General features: G+C 63.7%; 14 protein-coding genes. 9 read left to right on the top strand and 5 right to left on the bottom strand.

Annotation, left to right across the window (positions count from 1 at the left end):
• Positions 1-15 precede the first annotated feature (15 nt).
• The 9 genes from ACR0IR_RS15840 (at position 16) to ACR0IR_RS15800 (ending at position 12498) form a co-directional block, all read left to right on the top strand.
• Complete coding sequence (locus tag ACR0IR_RS15840; RefSeq protein WP_480779140.1) at positions 16-1752, top strand: SulP family inorganic anion transporter; 1737 nt, start codon at positions 16-18, stop codon at positions 1750-1752.
• Between the two features lie 88 nt (positions 1753-1840).
• The gene (locus ACR0IR_RS15835) at positions 1841-5401 is read left to right on the top strand and encodes an AAA family ATPase (RefSeq protein ID WP_170365767.1); all 3561 of its coding nucleotides are present in this window, start codon (positions 1841-1843) and stop codon (positions 5399-5401) included.
• Between the two features lie 30 nt (positions 5402-5431).
• Complete coding sequence (locus ACR0IR_RS15830) at positions 5432-5689, top strand: DUF4242 domain-containing protein (RefSeq protein WP_093963294.1); 258 nt, start codon at positions 5432-5434, stop codon at positions 5687-5689.
• A gap of 105 nt (positions 5690-5794) precedes the next feature.
• On the top strand, positions 5795-7210 hold the full coding sequence (locus tag ACR0IR_RS15825; RefSeq protein ID WP_170365765.1) for an FAD-binding oxidoreductase: 1416 nt from the start codon (positions 5795-5797) through the stop codon (positions 7208-7210).
• A gap of 105 nt (positions 7211-7315) precedes the next feature.
• On the top strand, positions 7316-8131 hold the full coding sequence (locus ACR0IR_RS15820) for an ABC transporter substrate-binding protein (protein ID WP_170365764.1): 816 nt from the start codon (positions 7316-7318) through the stop codon (positions 8129-8131).
• Position 8132: 1 nt separating this feature from the next.
• Positions 8133-8966 (top strand): amino acid ABC transporter permease, encoded by an 834-nt coding sequence (locus ACR0IR_RS15815; RefSeq protein ID WP_170365763.1) that lies wholly within the window; start codon positions 8133-8135, stop codon positions 8964-8966.
• Positions 8966-9697 (top strand): amino acid ABC transporter ATP-binding protein, encoded by a 732-nt coding sequence (locus ACR0IR_RS15810; protein ID WP_170365761.1) that lies wholly within the window; start codon positions 8966-8968, stop codon positions 9695-9697. The genes ACR0IR_RS15815 and ACR0IR_RS15810 overlap by 1 nt, the downstream gene beginning before the upstream one ends.
• A 96-nt stretch (positions 9698-9793) precedes the next feature.
• Positions 9794-11638, top strand: a complete 1845-nt coding sequence (locus ACR0IR_RS15805) for an amidohydrolase (protein WP_170365760.1) — start codon at positions 9794-9796, stop codon at positions 11636-11638.
• Positions 11639-11679: 41 nt separating this feature from the next.
• Positions 11680-12498 (top strand): M90 family metallopeptidase, encoded by an 819-nt coding sequence (locus ACR0IR_RS15800; protein WP_170365758.1) that lies wholly within the window; start codon positions 11680-11682, stop codon positions 12496-12498.
• Positions 12499-12505: 7 nt separating this feature from the next.
• Here ACR0IR_RS15800 and nadC read toward each other — a convergent pair whose 3' ends face one another.
• The 5 genes from nadC to ACR0IR_RS15775 all read right to left on the bottom strand — a co-directional run bounded on the left by nadC (position 12506) and on the right by ACR0IR_RS15775 (position 18174).
• Positions 12506-13354 (bottom strand): carboxylating nicotinate-nucleotide diphosphorylase, encoded by an 849-nt coding sequence (nadC, locus tag ACR0IR_RS15795; RefSeq protein ID WP_170365757.1) that lies wholly within the window; start codon positions 13352-13354, stop codon positions 12506-12508.
• Positions 13327-14919, bottom strand: a complete 1593-nt coding sequence (locus tag ACR0IR_RS15790) for an L-aspartate oxidase (protein ID WP_170365755.1) — start codon at positions 14917-14919, stop codon at positions 13327-13329. Before ACR0IR_RS15790 ends, nadC begins: the two co-directional genes overlap by 28 nt.
• Before the next feature lie 8 nt (positions 14920-14927).
• On the bottom strand, positions 14928-15980 hold the full coding sequence (nadA, locus tag ACR0IR_RS15785) for a quinolinate synthase NadA (RefSeq protein WP_170365754.1): 1053 nt from the start codon (positions 15978-15980) through the stop codon (positions 14928-14930).
• Positions 15981-16075: 95 nt separating this feature from the next.
• On the bottom strand, positions 16076-17134 hold the full coding sequence (locus ACR0IR_RS15780) for an endonuclease/exonuclease/phosphatase family protein (protein ID WP_170366114.1): 1059 nt from the start codon (positions 17132-17134) through the stop codon (positions 16076-16078).
• Positions 17134-18174, bottom strand: a complete 1041-nt coding sequence (locus ACR0IR_RS15775; RefSeq protein ID WP_170365752.1) for an ABC transporter ATP-binding protein — start codon at positions 18172-18174, stop codon at positions 17134-17136. Before ACR0IR_RS15775 ends, ACR0IR_RS15780 begins: the two co-directional genes overlap by 1 nt.
• Positions 18175-18179: the final 5 nt, after the last annotated feature.

Genomic DNA, 18179 nt, shown 5'->3' with positions numbered 1-18179 from the left:
TTGAACGTGGAACCGATGCACAACCTGTTGCGATACTTGCCAATTCTGGATTGGGGCCGCCGGTATGACCGGGCGGCGCTGTCCAATGACCTGATCGCCGCGGTGATCGTGACGATCATGCTGATCCCACAATCGCTGGCCTATGCGCTGCTGGCGGGGCTGCCGCCCGAGGCGGGTATCTATGCCTCGATCGTGCCGATCATCCTCTATGCGACCTTCGGCACCAGCCGGGCGCTGGCGGTGGGTCCGGTGGCGGTGGTGTCGCTGCTGACCGCATCCGCCGTGGGGCAGGTGGCTGAACAGGGCACCGCCGGCTATGCGGTGGCGGCGCTGACACTGGCCTTTCTGTCGGGCGGGTTCCTGGTGTTGCTGGGTGTGTTCCGGCTGGGCTTTCTGGCCAACTTCCTGTCTCATCCGGTGATCGCGGGTTTCATCACCGCCTCGGGCATTCTGATCGCCACCAGCCAGCTGAAACACATCCTGGGGGTCAGCGCGCATGGCCATACCCTGCCCGAGATGCTGGGCTCGATCTTGGCGCATTTGGACCAGACCAGCGGGATTACGGTGGTGATCGGCGCACTGGCCACGGCCTTCCTGTTCTGGGTGCGCAAGAACCTCAAACCCGCGCTGCGGCGCGTGGGCGTACCACCGCTTTTGGCCGATGTGCTGACCAAGGCCGGGCCGGTGGCGGCGGTGGTGGCAACCACGGTGGCGGTCTGGGCCTTCGGGCTGGACGCGCGCGGCGTCAAGATCGTGGGCGAGGTGCCCCAAAGCCTGCCGCCGCTGACCCTGCCGGGGCTGTCCGCGGACCTAATCGGCGTGCTGCTGGTGCCCGCCATCCTGATCTCGATCATCGGCTTTGTCGAAAGCATCTCGGTCGCGCAGACGCTTGCGGCCAAGAAACGCCAGCGCGTCGACCCCGATCAGGAACTGATCGGCCTGGGCGCGGCCAATCTGGGCGCCGCCTTCACCGGGGGCTTTCCGGTCACCGGCGGATTCTCGCGCTCGGTGGTGAACTTCGACGCGGGCGCCGAGACCCCGGCGGCCGGTGCCTTCACCGCCGTTGGGCTGGCGGTTGCCGCACTCTTCCTGACCCCGCTTGTCTATTTCTTGCCCAAGGCGACGCTGGCCGCGACGATCATCGTGGCGGTGCTTAGCCTGGTGGATTTTTCAATCCTCAAAAAGACCTGGGGCTATTCACGGGCCGATTTCACCGCCGTCGCCGCTACAATCGTCCTGACCCTGATGGCCGGCGTCGAAGCGGGTGTTGCCAGCGGCGTGGCAATCTCGATCCTTCTGCATCTTTACAAGACTTCACGTCCACATGTGGCCGAACTGGGGCTGGTGCCGGGCACTCAACACTTCCGCAACATCCTGCGCCACAAGGTCCAGACCGACCCCACGCTGGTCACGTTGCGGGTGGATGAAAGCCTGTATTTCGTGAATGCCCGCTTCCTCGAGGATCTGGTCCAGTCGCGCGTGACCGAGGGTTGCGAGATCCGCAACGTGGTACTGATGTTCTCGGCGGTGAACGAGGTCGACTTCTCGGCGCTCGAAAGCCTTGAGGCGATCAACCACCGCCTGCGCGACATGGGTGTCGGGCTGCACCTGAGTGAGGTCAAGGGCCCGGTCATGGACCGACTGAAGCAGTCACATTTCCTCGACGAACTGAACGGGCAGGTCTTCCTGTCGCAATATGACGCTTGGCAAAGACTGACCGCGCCTGACCGGATCACGTGGGCCGCGGAATGAGTTCTGATCCCTAAGCCGCGTAATCATGATTATGTAAAGTTTATTCCTCACGCTTGATTGACGAATTGCAACCACGCATGATCCGTCAATGGGGTTCACGGTCAAAACATGGCTGAACGATCTTGGTCTGGGCCAATACGCAGAGACCTTTGCGGAAAATGACGTTGATGCACGCGTATTGCCTCTGCTGACCAATGACGATCTCCGAGAGCTTGGAGTCAGCCTCGGACACCGCAAGGTCATTCTGGCTGCCGCCCGCGTCCTGTCTGATGAACAAACGCCCGAGCAGCCAACATCTGACATCGCGGCAGCAGCAGCCGAAATACGGCCCGACACGGATGGGCAACCGTCGCGCGCTCCGGCCGAGCGGCGCCATCTAACGGTCTTTTTTGCCGACCTCGTCGGCTCGACCGAATTGACCAACCGGATCGACCCCGAAGACATGCGGATCCTGTTGCAGCGATACCAGGATTCCGTTGCAGGTGCCGTCAGCCGGTATGGAGGATATGTCGCCAAATACCTTGGCGACGGGCTGCTGGTCTTTTTCGGGTGGCCCCGCGCCTATGAGGATCACGCCATTCGGGCCGTCAAAGCTGGTCTCGAAGCCGTGCGAAGGGTCCGGCAGATGACGACGCCCGACGGAACCCCGCTTGCCGTGCGCATCGGCATCGCCAGCGGCGACGTGGTTGTCGGTGACGCGATCGGTGAAAACTCGTTCGAAGAAGGCGCCATGACCGGACCGGTGTTGAACTTGGCCGCCAGGTTGCAGGAAAAAGCCCCGGCAAACGCCGTCGTCATGCCCCGTACAGACCTGACAGGGTCACTGGATGGCGTGTTCGAGGTTTCATCCTTGGGCAGCGTGCCTTTGAAAGGCTTCGATGTCGCGCACGACCTGGTTCAGGTCGTGGCTGAGCGCAGCGCCGAAAGCCGGTTTCACGCGGTTCGCGGGGATGGTGCCCACGGGTTCCTGATCGGCCGCAGTTTTGAAAAGGGCATCCTTCTGCAATCCTGGAAACACGCGCAGGACGGCAAAGGCGAAGTGGTGCTGCTGTCAGGTGAAGCGGGAATCGGCAAGTCGCGCCTGATCGAGGAGTTTCTGCAGGACGAAAGCGTGGTCCAACAGGCCGACATCATCAGACTGAACTGCTCTCCCTATCTGACCAGCAGCCCGTTTCACCCGGTTGCCGAACGGATTTCGCAGGATGCGGGCGTCGACCCGGATTTTGACGACGACAGGGTGCAGGAGAGTGTTCACGACATGCTGGCCCAGCGGCAAGGACTGGATCTGGACCTAGTTCTTCCTGCCTTCGCCGCTTTGGTCGCCCCGCGCAGCACCTTGGCCCAGCAGGTCCTGGAACTGTCGCCCCAGGAACAGCGAGACCTGACGATCCAAGCGCTGATCACCACGGTAAAGGCCCGCGCCGTCCAACGTCCGGTCATCCTGTTTGTCGAGGATGCCCATTGGATCGACGCTTCGACCCACGCGTTGCTGGACCGTTTCAAAGCATTGTGCGTCGACCTTCCCCTTCTGATCGTGATCACGCATCGCCCCGGCTGGGAAATGCAGAAGACCGAAGGGGACAGCCATGTGCAAACCCTGCATCTGGGGCGGCTTGATGCCGAGCAGGTCGCCCATCTGGTGCAACGTGTCTCGGGCCGCGATCCGGATCCGGAATTGGTCGACCTGATTGTCGACAAAACCGACGGCGTGCCGCTTTTTGTCGAGGAACTGACCCGCGCCATACACGAAACCGGCGGGGTCGGTGTGAACGTGCCCTCGTCCCTGAGCGGAGCGTTGATGGCCCGGTTGGACGCCGTATCGCCTGACGCCAAACAAACGGCTCTTGCCGCGTCCGTTATCGGTCGCGAGTTCGAACCGGCTCTGCTTGCCGCGTCGATGCCGGAAGCCCCGGCAGAGCTCGACACTTGTCTGGCTGAGCTGTGCCGCGCTGGTCTGGTCTTTGAAAGCGGGCACCACAAAGGGCATTATGTATTCCGCCATGCGTTGATCAGGGACACCGCCTATCAGTCCATGCTCAGCAGCACACGCAAGGCCCAACACGCCAATGTCGCCCGCGCGCTGATGCAGTTGCGGTCGGCCGAGGTTGAGCGACGCCCCGAGTTGGCCGCCCGGCACCTGACCGAGGCCGAAGACTGGGCTGCCGCCTATGACCGGTGGCGCGCGGCGACGGAAATGGCTCTGTCACGGTCGGCCAGCCAGGAAGCCCTGGCCAATGCGACGGAAACCCTGAAGGCCGCGCAAAAACTCGGCGACGAAAAAAGCCCTCAGACGATCGTTGGAAACCTGCTGCTTGGGCGCAGCTACGACAGCGCAGGCAGGTTGCCGGAAGGAATCGCCAAACTGAAGGAAGCCTCGGACGCCGCCCGGCACTCAGGCCAGACGGACCTTGCTGCCGACGCGGCACATCACTTTGCCGATTCATGCATGATGGCCGGTCAACGGCACGGCCAGGCGATCAGCCTGTGCCTCGAGGCATTGGACAGCCTGCCGCCGACAGATGAGGTTCGGCGGTGTCGTCTGATGGCCCAGATCGCCCGCGCCTACATGTTCATCGGCGACTTTGCCGAGGGCACCAAATATGGCCAGCAATGCATGGAACTGGCCGCCCGGCTGGGGGATCACAAATCCCGGTTCGCCGTCATGATGACTCGCTTCGGCGCTCCCTTCGTGGCGCGCCAGGGCGAAGATCGGCTGAACTGGCGCAAGAACCTCGAATCCATGCACGAAGTGGCGGAAAAGCTTGGAAACATCGATCAGGGTCGCGACCGTACCCTGAGCCTGTTTGTCGGTGCCGAAATGGCGGATCGCCAGTTGGTCGACACCTCGTTGAAACTGCTGACCGAGATTTCGGACAAGGACAACCACCGACAGCTGTACTGGGTTCAGATCCACGCCCGTGCAATGGTAGCCATACTGGATGGCGATTTTGAACGCGCCGAGACCTATGCGAGCGAAGCCGTCAAAATCGGGCGGCAGACACACGGCGCCCATGTCGAGGGTGTCTACGGCGTTCAGATGTTCACCATCCGGCGCGAGCAGGCCCGGTTGCATGAAGTGGCCCCTGTGATCAAACGGCTCATGTCCGACAGTCCCGGCGAAACCAGCTGGAAACCCGGTTTCGGCCTGATAGCCGCCGAACTCGGGTTTCGCGAGCCCGCCGAGCGTATTCTCAATGAGATCGCGGACACCGGTTTTGACCTGCCGCAGGACGCGATGTACTCGACCACCCTGTCCTATCTGGCGGATATCTGCGTCGCGGTCGAGAACACGCACCATGCCCAAACGCTGATCGACAAGCTGCTGCCCTACCGGGACCTGACGATCACGGCCGGCGCGACAACCGTCTGCACCGGATCCGCGGCCCGGCGGCTGGGAGCTCTGTCCGCCGTGTTGGGTGATTGGGACACCGCCGACGAGCTGTTCGAAACCGCGATCCAAGTGGACACAGCGATGGCCGCACCGCCGTGGATCGCTCACAGCAAAGCCGCGCGGGCCTGGGCTCTTCGCCGTCGCGGTCGCGCTCAGGATCTGCGCTCGGCCCTGTCGCTTGAGGCCGAAGCGTTGGCAACTGCCCGGGAATTGGGTATGGTTTCCCTTAGGTCAAAACTTGAAGGATCCGCGTCTTAGACTCCGAGCACATGCGCAGGGGGGTGCATAATGCCAAGGTACATCATCGAACGGAACTTCGCCGAACAGCTTGAGCTTGGCGACGATGACAAGGTAAAGATCAAGGAAATCAACGACGAAGAAGGGATCGAGTGGATTTTCTCGTTCCTGAGCGCGGACAAGCGAAAAACCTATTGCCTGTACGAGGCGCCGGACGCGGAAAGCCTGCGCAAGGCGGCAAAGCGTCTGAACATTCCGGCTGACGTCATCACGCCAGTTGATCGGATCGATCCCGGCATCTTCGCCTGAAGCGACCCAATTTGCATTGCGCGCCCTTCGCTCGAATGGGGCGCGCAACCCATTGCCCGAGGCAGCACCGCAGGAAACCTGTCCACCTGATCTGGAGGACTGATCATGTTTGACCTGATAACGCTGAACGGCAGCACCAAAACCGTGGACCAAGAAGCGCTGGACGCTTTGGACGCGTCGCTGCGTGGATCCGTCTTTCTTCCCGGCAGCCCCGAATACGATAGTGCCCGCACCACCTGGAACAGCATCGTCGACCGCAAACCCGGCTTTGTGATCCGGGCGCTCGGGGCCAGCGATGTGCAAAAGGCCGTGAATTTCGTGCGCGAGGCAGGGCTGATCATGTCCGTCCGATCGGGCGGTCACCAGATCGCCGGACATGCGGTAGCCGATGATGCGGTGATGCTGGACCTGTCGCAGATGAAATCGGTGCATGTCGACCCGAAAGCGCGCACCGCGCGTGTGGCGCCGGGCGCGGTGTTGGGTGACGTGGACCGAGAGACGCAGGCGCACGGGTTGGTGGTTCCGACGGGCATCAACTCGACCACCGGGATCGCCGGGCTGACACTGGGTGGCGGCTTTGGCTGGACCACACGCAAGTTCGGCATGACCATCGACAACCTGATCTCGGCCGAGGTTGTTCTGGCCGATGGCTCGATCGTGACCGCATCGGAAAGCAGCCACCCGGACCTGTTCTGGGCCATTCGCGGCGGTGGCGGCAATTTCGGCGTGGTTACCTCGTTCGAGTTCCGCCTGCACCCGCTGGGGCCGCAGGTGCTGTCCGGCCTTGTGGTGCATCCGATCGAGCAGGGCCCCGCCCTGCTGCCCGAATACGCGCGGATCGCTGACACTGCGCCTGACGAGCTGACGGTCTGGACGGTGATGCGCAAGGCCCCTCCCCTGCCCTTCCTTCCCGAGGAATGGCACGGGCGCGAGGTGCTGATCTTTGCTGCCTGCTATGCAGGTCCCATCGAAAACGGCGAAGCCGCGATGGAGCCGCTGCGCGCCCTCGGGGACCCGATCGTGGACGTGATCTCGCCGCACGCCTTCGTCGACTGGCAAGCCGCTTTTGACCCCCTGCTGACCCCCGGCGCAAGAAACTATTGGAAAAGCCACGATTTTGATGCCCTGCCCGCGGATGCAATCGCAGGGCTTCTGGACAGTATCTCGACCCTTCCGGACCCGTCCTGCGAGGTGTTCATTGCCCATGTCGGCGGTGCGATGGCCCGGGTGGAGGCTGCGGCGACAGCCTATCCCCAACGCTCGGCCCATTTCATCATGAACGTGCACACCCGTTGGGAAGATCCGGCCAAGGATGACACCTGCATCGCCTGGGCGCGTGCGCTCTATGATCGCATGACGCCGCATGCAACCGGCAGTGCCTATGTCAATTTCATGCCAGCGGACGAGGCCGATCACCTGTCCGGCGCCTACGGGGCAAATGCCACGCAGCTGTCGCGCATCAAGGGGCGGTACGATCCCGGCAACCTGTTCCGGGTGAACCACAACATTCCACCCGCGTGACGGCTTGAACTTCTTGCGGTGTCTGGCATAGACCGCGACCAACTGGACAGGGTCGGCGGGCAACACTACCGTGGGCCCGACATTCCCAACAGGAGACCCAGATCCATGTCCAAGATGCTTTCGATCGCGGCCGCAACCCTTGCGTTCACCGCAACTTCGGCCCTTGCGGACGGGCACTGCGCCGCGGGCAAGACCCTGACCGAGGGCAAGTTCACCGTGGCCACCGGAAACCCGGCCTATTACCCGTGGGTGATGGACGACGCGCCCGAATCCGGCCAGGGCTTTGAAGCCGCCGTCGCCTATGCCGTGGCCGAGGAGATGGGCTTTGCCGCGGATGACGTGGTCTGGGTCCGGTCGTCCTTTGACGAGGCGATCCAGCCCGGCGCCAAGAATTTCGACGTGAACATCCAGCAATACTCGATCACGCCCGAGCGCGATCAGGTCGTTGATTTCTCGGCCCCCTATTACACCGCGCCGATGGCGGTTCTGGTCAGCGCAAACGCCGTTGAAACCCCGCCCACGCTCGAGGCGCTGAAGGGCCTGCAATGGGGCGCGGTCGGGTCGACCACCGCCGTGCCGAAACTGGCCAGCGTGATCCAGCCGGATGCCGACCCGCTGCTCTATGGCGACAATGCCGACGTGAACGCGGCCATGACCGCGAACCAGATCGACGCCGCGCTGTTCGACCTGCCTACCGCCCTGTTCCTGAGCGCGGTGATGATCGAAGGGTCGAAGGTGATCGGCCAGTTCCCTGCCGATCAAGGCGACAACCCCGATCAGTTCGGCATGTTGATGGAGGAAGGCAACCCACTGAAATCCTGCGTGGATGCGGCCATCGCTGCGCTGACCGAAAGCGGCAAGCTGGCCGAGATCGAGGCCAAATGGCTGCAGGACACGACGGGCGTTCCGCTGATCAAGTGACATGACACGAAACAGAACGGCGGGCCCGACCCGCCGCGAACTTTTTGAGGCGCAGCAGCGGCGGCGGTCGATCCGGATCGCCGCGACCAGCACCGTTCTGGTCGTCGTGGCGCTGATCGTGCTGGTGCCGCTGGCGCCGGGCTGGGCAAAGGTCCAGCAGAGCTTTTTCAACGGCGAGGTTTTGGTCAAGACCTTCCCGAAGCTGCTCGAAGCCTTCAAGATCAACGTGATGATCTTTGCCTGGTCGGCGCCCGCGATCGCGGTGCTGGGGCTGCTGATCGCGCTGGCCCGCGACACCAAATCGCCCGCGCTGTTCCCGTTGCGCATCTTCGGCGCGGCTTTCACCGACATCTTCCGCGGCGTGCCTGTGATCCTGACCGTCTATCTGATCGGCTTCGGCATTCCCGGGCTGGGCCTGACCCGACCGTGGAACTCACCCTATATCTGGGGGTCGCTGGCGCTGATCCTGACCTATTCGGCCTATGTGGCCGAGATTTTCCGCTCGGGCATCGACAGCGTGCATCACAGCCAGCGCGCCGCCGCCCTGTCGCTGGGCCTGACCGAAGGCCAGGTGATGCGCGATGTGGTGCTGCCGCAGGCCGTCCGCAACGTCGTGCCGTCGCAGATGAACATGCTGATCGCGCTGCAAAAGGACGTGTCGCTGCTCAGCTTCATCGGCCCGGTCGAGATCTTCCGCCAGGCGGGCGTGTTCAAATCGCTGCTGGCCAATTTCACGCCTTACGTGGGCGCGGCGATCATCTTCCTGATCGTGACCATCCCGGCGACGCGCTATGCCGACCACCTGATGGCCCGACAAATGCGAGAGCGGCGTTGATGTCGAAACTGAACCTGCGCAACGTCGTCAAACGCTTTGGCGACCGCACCGTCTGCGACGGCATCGACCTGACAGTGGACGAGGGGCAGATGGTCTGCCTGATCGGTGCCTCCGGGGCGGGCAAATCCACCGTTCTGCGCTGCATCAACCTGCTCGAACCGATCGAGGATGGTGAGATCCTGCTGGACGGGGTCGACATCTCGGTGCCCGGGCTGGATCCGCAATCGGTGCGCGCCCGCATCGGCATCGTGTTCCAGAGCTTCAACCTGTTCCCGCACATGACGGCGCTGGACAACGTGATGCTGGCGCCGCGCCGCGTGCGCGGCCGCACGCGCGCCGAGCTGCTGCCCCAGATCGAAGAGATGTTCGAACGCTTCGGGCTGGCCGACCGGATGCACAACTATCCTGACCAACTGTCGGGCGGACAGCAGCAGCGCGTCGCCATCGTGCGGGCATTGGCCATGCAGCCCGAGGTTATGCTGTTCGACGAGATCACCTCGGCTCTGGACCCGCAATTGGTGGGCGAGGTTCTGGACGTGCTGCTGATGCTCAAACAGCAGGGCATGACGATGGTGATGGCCACGCACGAGATGGGCTTTGCCCGGCAGGCCGCAGACAAGGTGTGTTTCCTGCAGAACGGCCGCATCGTCGAGGAAGGCCCGCCCGAGCAGCTGTTCGCCCACCCGCAGCAGGACGCCACACGGCAATTCCTGGCGCGCGCGCTCAAGTAAACGCCGACGTCGGATCAGCAATTCAACATTGCACGGGCCGGACGCCAACTTCGTGCTAGACTCCAGCGCATTGCCATATGCTGCTGGAGGTTCGGAATGCGTCTTTTGTCCCTGTCTGCCGTGAGCGTTGCTGCCGGTCTGACCCTCGGCAACATGGCTTTGGCCCAACAGATCGCGGACACGATCTATACCGGCGGTCCGATACTGACGATCGATGACGCCAGGCCCACGGTACAGGCGGTCGCGGTCAAGGATGGGCGGATCATCGCGGTAGGTGAACTGGCCGAGATGCGCAGCCACCAGGGCGACGACACGACGATCTTTGATCTGGACGGGCGCGCAATGCTGCCCGGTTTTGTCGACAGCCACGGCCACGTGGTCATGGGCGGTTTGCAAGCCTTGTCGGCGAACCTGCTGGCCCCACCGGATGGCAAGGTCACCGACATTGCCAGCCTGCAGGCGGCGTTGTCCGCGTGGGCCGAGGCCAATGGTGACACCGTCAAAGCGATGGGGATGATCATCGGCTTTGGCTATGACAACGCACAACTGGCCGAACTGCGCCACCCTACCCGTTCCGAACTGGACGCGGTATCGCGCGACGTTCCGATCATGATCATCCACCAATCGGGCCATCTGGGGGTGGGCAATTCCAAGGCACTTGAACTGGCCGGGATCACCGCAGAAACCGAGAACCCGCCCGGAGGTGTGATCCGAAAGGACGAGGCCGGCGAGCCGAACGGCGTGTTGGAGGAATACGCATTTTTCGGCGCCTTGGTGCCCCTGCTTGGCAGTGTCGGCGAAGACGGGCTGCAGACTTTCGCGCGCGCCGGCAGCCGGATGTGGGCGCGCTTTGGCTACACCACCGCGCAAGAGGGGCGCACCTCGGGCGCGGCGGTTCAAGCCCTGCGCCGGGTGGCCGCGGACGGCGACCTTCCCATCGACGTCGTGGCCTTTCCCGACGTTCTGGAATCGCGCGACTTCATCGAGTCGGACGCCTCGCGCACCTATGCCGACGGGGTGCGAGTCGGCGGGTGCAAGCTGACAATCGACGGTTCGCCGCAAGGGTTTACCGCGTTGCGGGATCGGCCCTACTACGATCCGGTCGGGGATTACCCGCCCGGCTATGCCGGATACGCCGCCATCACGCGCGAACAGTTGCAGGATGCGGTGAACTGGTGTTTCGAGAACGGCCATCAAATCCTGACCCATTCCAATGGCGAGGGGGCCACGGACATGCTGATCGCTGCCATCGACGAGGCGCAGCTGACCTATGGCGATCCGGGCAACCGGCCGGTTCTGGTGCACGGTCAGTTCCTGCGCGAGGATCAGGTGGCCAGCCTCAAACGATTGGGCGTGTTCCCCTCGCTGTTTCCGATGCACACCTTCTACTGGGGCGATTGGCACCGCGACCACACGGTCGGGCCGGTCAATGCCGACAACATCTCGCCCACCGGCTGGGTGACGGAACGTGGAATGATGTTCGGTACGCATCACGACGCGCCCGTGGCGTTTCCCGACAGCATGCGGGTTCTGGCCGCAACGGTCACCCGGCGCACCCGATCAGGCGACATCCTGGGCCCGCATCAACGGGTCGATGTGATGACGGCCCTCAAGGCGATGACGATCTGGCCGGCATGGCAGCATTTCGAGGAAGACCAGAAGGGCTCGATCGAGGTGGGCAAACTGGCCGATTTCGTGATCCTTTCGGACGACCCGACCGCGGTCGACCCCGAAACGCTGGCCCAGCTTCGTGTGGTGACCACCATCAAAGAGAATGCGGTGATCTTCGACGCCGATACGACGGTCAAAGAGGGGCGACTGGACCGACGCCCCCTTGCCCCCGACCCGGTGACGGCACATCTGCTGCTGCATGCGCTGTATCAGGGCATGGATGTCGAACGGCCCTGGCTGGCGGACTTCGCGCAACCCTCGACCGAATGAATCGGCTTTCCGAGGTGGGGCAATAGAGATACCGTCGCCACATGGTGCTTTTTCTGACCCTTGTTGCGACAATCGCCGGTCTGGTGGCCTGGTATTTCTGGTCGAAGTCCAAAGCCAAGGCCGCGCTGCTGCAAACACCGCTGAGCGATGATGAGCGGCGGACCATCCACGCGACGGTGCCGATCCTCGAGCGGCTGCCTGCCAAGCTGCGCGCCACTTTGGAAGGCAAGATCAACCTGTTCCTGAATCAGGTCGATTTCATCGGCTGCGACGGTCTGGAGGTCACGGACGAGATGCGCCTGTCGATTGCTGCACAGGCCTGCCTTCTGGTCGTCAACTCGGACCAATGGTACGACAATCTGACGACGGTCCTGATCTACCCCAACGCCTTCAAGTCCCGCCAACAGCGGCACAGCGGCTATGTCGTGACCGAACAAGAGATCATCCGTACCGGCGAAAGCTGGGATCGGGGGCCGGTGATCCTGTCCTGGGCGCACAGCCGGCAGGGCGCGGCAAACGATCATGACGGACACAACGTCGTGTTTCACGAATTTGCCCATCAGTTGGATGATCTGTCCGGCGGCACCAACGGTGTGCCCGTACTGGCCAAGGGTCAAAGCTATGCCGAGTGGGAACGCATTTTTCTGGCCGCGTATGACGCGCATCTGCACGCGGTCGAGACAGGCCGGCGCACTGTGATCGACCCCTATGGCGCCACGGGACACGAAGAGTTCTTTGCCGTCACGGTCGAGCTGTTCTTCGAACGCCCCGAGGCCCTCAGGGAAACCGCGCCCGAATTTTACGGACAGCTGTCCAAATACTTCCGGCTGGATCCAATCGAATGGCCAATACCATCGTGATCCGTGATCAGAAATCCAGACCCAGATCGACTGTCCGATAGGAATGGGTCAGCGCCCCGGACGAGATGTAATCGACCCCGGTGGCCGCGATCTCGGCCACCGTGTCCACGGTGACATTGCCCGACGCCTCGGTCACCAGACGTCCGCCCACCATCGCCACGGCCTCGGCCAGCATGTCCGGCGTCATGTTATCCAGCAACACGACATCGGCGCCGCCGGTTTCCAGAACCTCGGCCAGCTGGTCCAGCCGGTCCACTTCGATCTCGACCTTCATCATGTGCGACGCGCGCGCCTTGACCGCTTCCAACACCGCGCGCACGCCGCCGGCGGCGGCGATGTGGTTGTCCTTGATCAGGATCGCGTCGGACAGCGAATGGCGGTGATTGAACCCGCCGCCATGCAGCACGGCCAGTTTCTCGACGATCCGCAGGCCCGGTGTGGTCTTGCGGGTGCAGGTGATGCGCGCCTTGGTCCCGGCGGTCTGCGCCACCAGCCCGGCGGTCAGGGTCGCCACCCCGGCCAGACGACCGGCAAAGTTCAGCGCCACGCGTTCGCCGGAAAGGATCGAGGCCGCGCTGCCGGTGATTTCCATCAGGGTCTGGCCCTTGGTGCAACGGTCCCCGTCGGCCACAAGCGGGTTGATCTCCAGCGTCGGGTCCACAAGCCGGAACGCCAGGGCCGCCACCTGCATGCCCGACACAACCGCATCCTCGCGCGCGTTCAGTCGCGCGGCGTAGGTCACGTCCGCCGGGATCACGGTCCGGGTAGTGATGTCGCCGCAGTTGCCCAGATCCTCGGTCAGCGCGGCGCGCACCATCGGTTCGAGGATCAGGTCGGGGACAGTGGCATGATGCATGTTGCGGTTTCCTTGAAGATTTTCGACCGCAGCGCCACGGCCTCGTCCAATGTCAGATCAGACCGCCGCCCCGGCCCTTCGGCCGTATCCGGACAGTCCGACCGATAGTGCGCGCCGCGGCTTTCGGTGCGCATCAGCGCCGCCGCCGCGATCAGCGTGGCGGTTGCGGTCATGTTTCGGAACAGGTGCGACTGGCCGTGCAGCGACTCCAACACGGCGATCCGGCCCAAGGCGCGGTGCAGCCCGTCCGCGTCGCGGACCACCCCCACGCCATCGGTCATGAGCTGGCGCAGTTCGGCTACGGCTTGGGGGTCGGGTTCGGTGCCGCCCGACGGCAGGCGCAGCCGCACCTCGGGCGCGTCGGCCACCGTCAGGGTGCCGGCGATGTCACGGGCGCAGGCGCGGGCAAAGACCAGCGCCTCAAGCAGTCCGTTCGACGCCAGCCGGTTCGCCCCGTGCAACCCGGTCGAGGCCGCCTCGCCACAGGCCCAGAGCCCCGCCAGCGAACTGCGGCCATTCAGGTCGGTGGCCACGCCGCCCATGTGGTAATGCGCCGCCGCCGCCACCGGGATCGGTTGGGTCACAGGGTCGACACCGTTGCGCAGGCAGGCCTCGGTCACCGCCGGAAACTGACTGCGGATTGCCGCGCCGATCGCCGTACGGGTATCCAGAGCGGGCCGGTTGCCGGCCCTGGTTTCCAGATAGACCGCGCGTGCCACGACATCGCGCGGGGCCAGCTCGGCATCCGGGTGGATGCCTTGCATGAACCGTTCGTCGTGGCGGTTGATCAGTACGGCGCACTCGCCACGCAAAGCCTCGGTGGCCAGAGGCATCGGGTCCTCGCCCACGTCGATCGCGGTGGGGTGAAACTGAATGAACTCGGCATCGGCGATCCGGGCCCCGGCCTGCGCGGCCATGCCGATCCCCTGCCCCCGGATCCGCGCCGGGTTGGTGGTGCGCGCATAGAGCCCCGCCGACCCGCCCGTGGCCAGTACATGCGCCGCCCCGCGCAGCAGCACCGGTTCGGCCCCCGGCGCATCGGTCGGCGCCAGATATACGCCCGAGACCTTGGCCCCGTCGCTTTCCAGCCCCACCGCCAGCGCCCCTTCGATCACCTGGACTGAAGCACGCCGCCGCAGCTCGGCGATCAGGGCGCGCATGATCTCGGCACCGGCCTGGTCGCCTTTGACACGCACCACGCGGGCCACCGAATGGGCGGCCTCCTGCGATTGGATGAACCCGCCCTCGGCGTCCCGGTCGAACCCGGTGCCCAGATCGGACAGGTCCAGAATGTGATCCCGCGCCGCACGGGTGACGAACTCGGCCACTTCCTGCAGGACCGACCCCGCACCGGCGCGCATCGTGTCGCGGGCATGGGCTTCGGGGCTGTCGGACGGGTCCATCGCCGCCGCCACCCCGCCCTGCGCCCAGGCCGAACTGGCACCCGAGCCCAGCGGCTCGGGCGAGATCATCACTACCGGATGCGGAGCAAGCTTGAGTGCGGTATAGACCGCCGCCAGCCCGCCGCCGATGATGACCACCCGAGGGGTCGAGACCGTCTGCATCGCCCCGATCAAATTCCCAGTTTGCGCGACAGGTCGATCATCCGCTGCACCGAAAGGCGCGCTTTTTCCGCCACGTGGGGGTCAACTTCGACCTGCCCGGTCATGGTATCGAGCGCATACAGCACCTTTTCCAGCGTGATCTTCTTCATGTAGGGGCACATGTTGCAGGGCCCGACGAAATCGACCTGCGGCAGCGCGTCGGCGATGTTCGACGCCATCGAACACTCGGTGATCAGCATCGCCTTTTCGGGCTGTTCGTCGGTGACGTATTTGATGATGCCGCTGGTAGACCCCGAGAAGTCGGCCTCGGCCACCACGTCGGGCGGGCATTCGGGATGCGCGATCAGGCGGGTGCCCGGGTTCCATTCGCGAAACTCACGCAGGTCCTGCGCCGTGTATTGTTCGTGCACGATGCACGAGCCTTCCCACCAGACCACGTTCTTCTGCGGCACGTCGCGCGCCACATTCTGCGCCAGGTATTGGTCGGGGGTCATGATGACCGTGTCGCTGTCCATCGCCGCGACGATCTGCGCCGCGTTGGACGAGGTGCAGCAGATATCGGATGCCGCCTTCACCTCGGCCGTGGTGTTCACATAGGACACGACCGGCGCACCGGGATAACGGCGGCGCATCTCGGCGATACCCTCGGCGGTGATCGACTCGGCCAGCGAACAGCCGGCCTCCATGTCAGGCATCAGAACCGACTTTTCGGGGCTGAGGATCTTCGAGGTCTCGGCCATGAAATGCACGCCACATTGCACGATCACATCGGCCTCGACCTCGGTCGCCTTGATGGCCAGCTGCAGGCTGTCGCCGACGAAATCGGAAATGCCGTGGTAGATCTCAGGCGTCATGTAATTGTGGCCCAGGATCACCGCGTTGCGTTCGGCCTTCAATTCGTTGATCGCCTTGACATAGGGCGCGTAGATCGCCCAGTCCGCTGGCGTGACGACACGCGACATGCGGTCGTAGATGTCGCTCATGCTGGCGGCCAGCTCGGGCGACGGGGTCAGATCGAATTTCTCGGCAAGATGCGCGCGCTGCGCGGGGAGGTCAAACACTGGACTGGTTTTCCGCCTGTTGAATAGGTGGCCTCGTTCTTATGGGGTTTCCAAACCGTTTTCCACAGTCGAACCGCGAAAAAACGCCCCGAAATTCATCGGGACGTTGGGCCACGTGACCAAATATCGCGGACAGGCCGGAGCCACCCGGCGTCAGGCACCTCAACCGCGCACCAAACGCAGTCATGATCCGAGAGCGGCTTGGCGTCGGCGGTCAGCGACGACAGCAGACCTCGGTCGCGGCAGATCAGCCCCTTGCCGGCGAACCAGTCCAGCTTCATCACCCGGTCCGGGTGCGGCGTGATCAGGCTGGGCCGGGTGGTGTGGCCTTCGGTCGTGAACTCCCAGGAAAAGCCGCGCTGCTCAGCCAGAGCAAACAGGGTTTCCCGGCGCCAGTCGAAATCCGGTGGCAGGTGGTTGCCGGTATTCAGATCGCCCCCGATCAGCACCGGCATCCCGGGCGCAAACTCATCGAGCGCATCCAGCAGAAGCTGAAACTGCGCATGTCGATGCGCGGCCGCGGCGTTGCTTTCCAGATGGGTGGAGACCACGCATACAGGCCCGTTCTCGGTCGCGACTTCTGCTGCAATCGCCATTCGGCCACCCAGCCGCGGTTGTTGCGGATCCGACGCCCCGGACTCGGTCGCAAACCAGTGGCCATGGTCGTCAAGACGGATCATGGCCACGCGTTTGAACGGAACCGAGGACAGAATCGCGTTCCCATGCCACCCGAGGGTGTTGAAATCATCCTTGCAAAAGGCCCGCTCGGTCGGACCGCCCAGATCCAGTTCGTGGAACTCAACTCCAAAGGCGTAGGCCATACCCAGCTTGTCGGCCATTTTTGCCGTCGTGTGACATTGACCGGTGCGGGACATACCGTGGTCCACCTCGGACAGCAGAACGATGTCCGGGGTCACAGCCGCGAGGTGGGCTGCGCTTTCTTCGGGGAACAGGCAGCGTTCCACATTCCAAGCCGCAGCCGAGAAACGTGCACCCAGAACGTCCCGGGTTGCGTTTCCGCCCAGTTGCACCGCGTTCATCGCCGGTGTCTGCGCCATCAGGGCGCGGTGCGCCTCGGCCGTTCGCGGCGCCGCCAATATGCGGTCTCGGACATCATCCGAGACCGGCGGCAAAGACGACACGATGTTCGTGATCACAGGGCTTTTCCGGTTTCCGGGTGGAACAGGCTGATCGCGTCGGGCTTGAGTGAGATCCGCGTTTCTCCGGGCGCGGCTTCGACATCCTTGCCCACGTGGATCGTGAACTCCTGATCCGCCAGACGCCCGTGCAACAGGCGGTGCGCGCCAAGCTCTTCGATGATGTCGACGTGAAAAGCGATCGAGCCCTCCGCCCCGATCAGTACATCTTCGGGCCGCACACCTACAGTCACCGCGCCAGACCCTTCGGCCGTGGCAAGCACCGTGTCGCCGTTGATCATCACGCGGCCGCCCTCCAGACGTGCGCCGATCAGGTTCATCGGCGGAGCGCCCATGAAGCTGGCCACGAAGGTCGAGGCCGGGCGGTGATAGATCTCGGCCGGGGTGCCGATCTGTTCGATCCGGCCCGCGTTCATCACGATGATGCGGTCGGCCATGGTCATCGCCTCGACCTGGTCATGGGTGACATAGATCGAGGTCACGCCCAGACGCCGCTGCAGCGCCTTGATCTCGATCCGCATCTGGTTGCGCAGCTTGGCGTCCAGGTTCGACAGCGGCTCGTCGAACAGGAACAGCGCCGGATCGCGGACAATGGCCCGCCCCATGGCAACCCGCTGGCGTTGACCGCCCGACAGTTGCGAGGGCTTGCGATCCAGAAACTCGTTCAGGTTCAGCATCGAAGCGGCTTCGGCCACCTTGCGCTCGATTTCGTCCTTGGGCGTCTTTCGATTTTTCAGACCATAGGCGATGTTCTTGCGCACGGTCATATGCGGGTACAGCGCATAGTTCTGGAACACCATGGCGATGTCGCGATCGGCCGGATCGACGTCATTCATGACGCGGCCATTGATCGTCAGTTCGCCTTCGGTGATTTCTTCCAGGCCGGCCACCATGCGCAGCAGAGTGGACTTGCCGCAGCCCGACGGGCCGACAAGAACCACGAATTCGCCATCACCGATGTCGAAACTGGACGGGGTCAGCGCCTCGGCGCCGTTGGGATAGATTTTTCGGATGTTCTTCAGGGATACCTGAGCCATTGATT

It is taken from the genome of Ruegeria sp. CF2 (assembly GCF_056537385.1).
Note: the sequence above shows the minus strand (reverse complement) of the source record. Positions and strands in the feature narration are given on the sequence as shown.